Origin of the sequence: Rhodomicrobium udaipurense JA643, assembly GCF_000636015.1 — a bacterium.
Lineage (GTDB): Bacteria > Pseudomonadota > Alphaproteobacteria > Rhizobiales > Rhodomicrobiaceae > Rhodomicrobium > Rhodomicrobium udaipurense.
Map to the genome: position 1 here is coordinate 1 of NZ_JFZJ01000212.1, position 2,306 is coordinate 2,306.

Annotated in this window: 3 protein-coding genes and 1 pseudogene; 1 reads left to right on the top strand and 3 read right to left on the bottom strand. The window is 63.3% G+C overall.

Annotated features, from left to right (window positions below):
- The 3 genes from T281_RS16865 to T281_RS16875 all read right to left on the bottom strand — a co-directional run.
- The coding region (locus T281_RS16865) for an LON peptidase substrate-binding domain-containing protein (RefSeq protein ID WP_338053314.1) at positions 1–202 on the bottom strand (202 nt) is incomplete at its 3' end.
- A 21-nt stretch (positions 203–223) separates the two neighbouring features.
- On the bottom strand, positions 224–1,138 hold the full coding sequence (trxA, locus tag T281_RS16870) for a thioredoxin (protein ID WP_037242272.1): 915 nt from the start codon (positions 1,136–1,138) through the stop codon (positions 224–226).
- A gap of 149 nt (positions 1,139–1,287) precedes the next feature.
- Positions 1,288–1,914, bottom strand: coding sequence for a WcaF family extracellular polysaccharide biosynthesis acetyltransferase (locus T281_RS16875; protein WP_052037622.1), 627 nt, complete (start codon positions 1,912–1,914; stop codon positions 1,288–1,290).
- 280 nt (positions 1,915–2,194) lie between these two features.
- On the opposite strand from T281_RS16875, the pseudogene T281_RS19000 reads away from it, so the two are divergent.
- A pseudogene (locus T281_RS19000) lies at positions 2,195–2,306 on the top strand (malate dehydrogenase); the annotation flags it as partial.

The window sequence follows — 2,306 nt, forward strand, 5'->3', positions numbered from 1 at the left end:
ATTCTTCCTCCGCCGGGAGCGGCTGAACGATGCCGATGAGACGGTCCCCGGCAATCGCATCCTCTACCATGGCGAGATAGCGCGGTTCGAAGACGTTGAGCGGCAGGTTGGAGCGTGGCAGCAGGATGCAGCCCTGCAACGGGAAGACGGGAATCTGCGCCGGGAGGTCGGAGAGCGTCCGGTATCTTTCGGTAATGCCCACAGCAACATCCCTCTTCATGTGTCAGGCGAAAAGAATTGACGACAGGCGCTGACGCCCGGCTTGTGTCAACGGATCCTTAGGCCCCCATGCTTCGAAAAGTTCCACAAGCTGTTGCCTTGCCGCATCGTCGTTCCAGGCGCGATCCTTCCGCACGATCTCGAAAAGGTGGTCGAGCGCGTCCTCGCGTTTGCCTTTTGCGACGAGCGCGAGCGCGAGCTTGAAGCGCGCGTCCCAGTCCCGTGGATTGGCTGCGATCGCCTTTTCCAGCGGCGCGGTGTCGGCGGAAGGCTCGGCCTTTTTCGCGAGTTCCAGCGCCGCCTTCGCCGAGAGATAGGCTTCGGCCGTCTGCTTCGCGGGCGGCGTCATGGAAAGTACTTGTTCGGCGCGGGCGAGGTCGCCGAGGCGGACATAGCATTTCGACAGGCCGCCGATGGCGTCCGCGTTCTCGCGGTCATTCTTGAGCACGGCGCCGTAAAGTTGCGCCGCGCCCGCGATATCGCCCTCGTCGAACAGACGCTGCGCTTCTTCGACACCCGCCGCGTCATCGGCGTCGGGGCCGATGAGGCGCTGAACGAATGTCTTCACCTGGCTTTCGGGCAGCGCGCCCATGAACCCGTCGACGGGCTGGCCCTGCGAGAAGGCGAAGACGGCCGGGATCGACTGGATCTGAAGCTGGCCAGCCACCTCCGGGTGCTCGTCGATGTTCATCTTGACGAGCCGCACCTTGCCCTTGGAGGCGCGGACGACCTTTTCGAGGATGGGTGTAAGCTGCTTGCAGGGGCCGCACCATTGCGCCCAGAAATCGACGATCACAGGCACCTTGTGCGATGCCTCGATCACGTCCGCCACGAAGGTCGCCGTGGTGGTGTTCTTGATGATGTCGCTCGTGTTGTCCGCCGGTTGAGCGGCACCGCCGCCGAGAAGCGAAATCGCCATCGCTGGATCACCCGAAAAATGTGCACCTGACGAGCGGCTGTTCGGCCGCCAAGAATTCCGCGCCTTACATGGGCTTTCCGGGAACCGCCGACAAGCGCGAAATCCGCTGGCGATAGCCTTTTGCGGCGAACCGGAATGCCCTCTTGTTATCAGACCACGTCCGTTTCCGCTGCCTCCGGTGTCAGGCGAAGCTCAGCGGGCGACGAGGCAAGGATTTCGGCCCGGCGTTCCGCGATGCGCTCGGCGGGGTTGCCGCGATAGATGCCCCAGGGTGCGAGGTCGCGCGTCGCAACGCTGCCAAGCACGAGCACAGCGCCCTCGCCGACGACGACACCCGGCGCGACGACGGCCTTCGCGGCGATCCACGCGCCATCCTCCACGCGGATGCCCTTCGTGATGAGGTCGAAGGTGCGGCTTTTCCAGTCGTGGCTGCCGGTGCAGAGATACGCGCCTTGCGACAGGCAGCAATCGCACCCGATGGCGACAGGCGCGAGGTTGTCGATCCACGCATCCTCGCCGATCCAGCTATGGTCGCCGATTTCGAGCCGCCACGGAAATTTGACCCGCACGCCGGGCTTGATGACCACGCCCGCGCCGATTGTCGCGCCGAACAGGCGAAGAAGCGCGCGGCGGTGTGCCGATCCCGGCAGCCATGAGGAGACGAAAGCCCATTCCACGGCGAGCCACAGGGCCTCGACCGCGCGGGACCGTCCCCGGACGAAATCGGCGGTGCCGAAGTCGGCAAGATTCGGAAAGCGCTCTTTCGCTGCCAGCATCGCGTTGCATCCCTGATTCCACATCAACGCTAATCGCGCAGGCATTTTCGGCGAAAATCGGGATGAGAATAAACACTTTCGCAATTTCGTTACGAAAATCGGTCGTGTTCTTCGCGCTGGGCGGCTTCAATTCGTCCTATCGGGCGCCACTCGCGCAGTGGTAAACTTGCCGTCACTTGTCTTGCCGCACGCGCGAAATGCGAGTATCGGAACGCGAGCGCAGCATTTTCCCGCGGCGGAGACGCACGCGAGCCACACTAAGACAAATTAGGAGAACGGCATGGCACGGGCCAAAATCGCACTCATCGGGTCGGGCATGATTGGCGGCACACTCGCCCACCTGATCGGCCTCAAGGAACTCGGCGACGTGGTCATGTTCGACATCGCCGAAG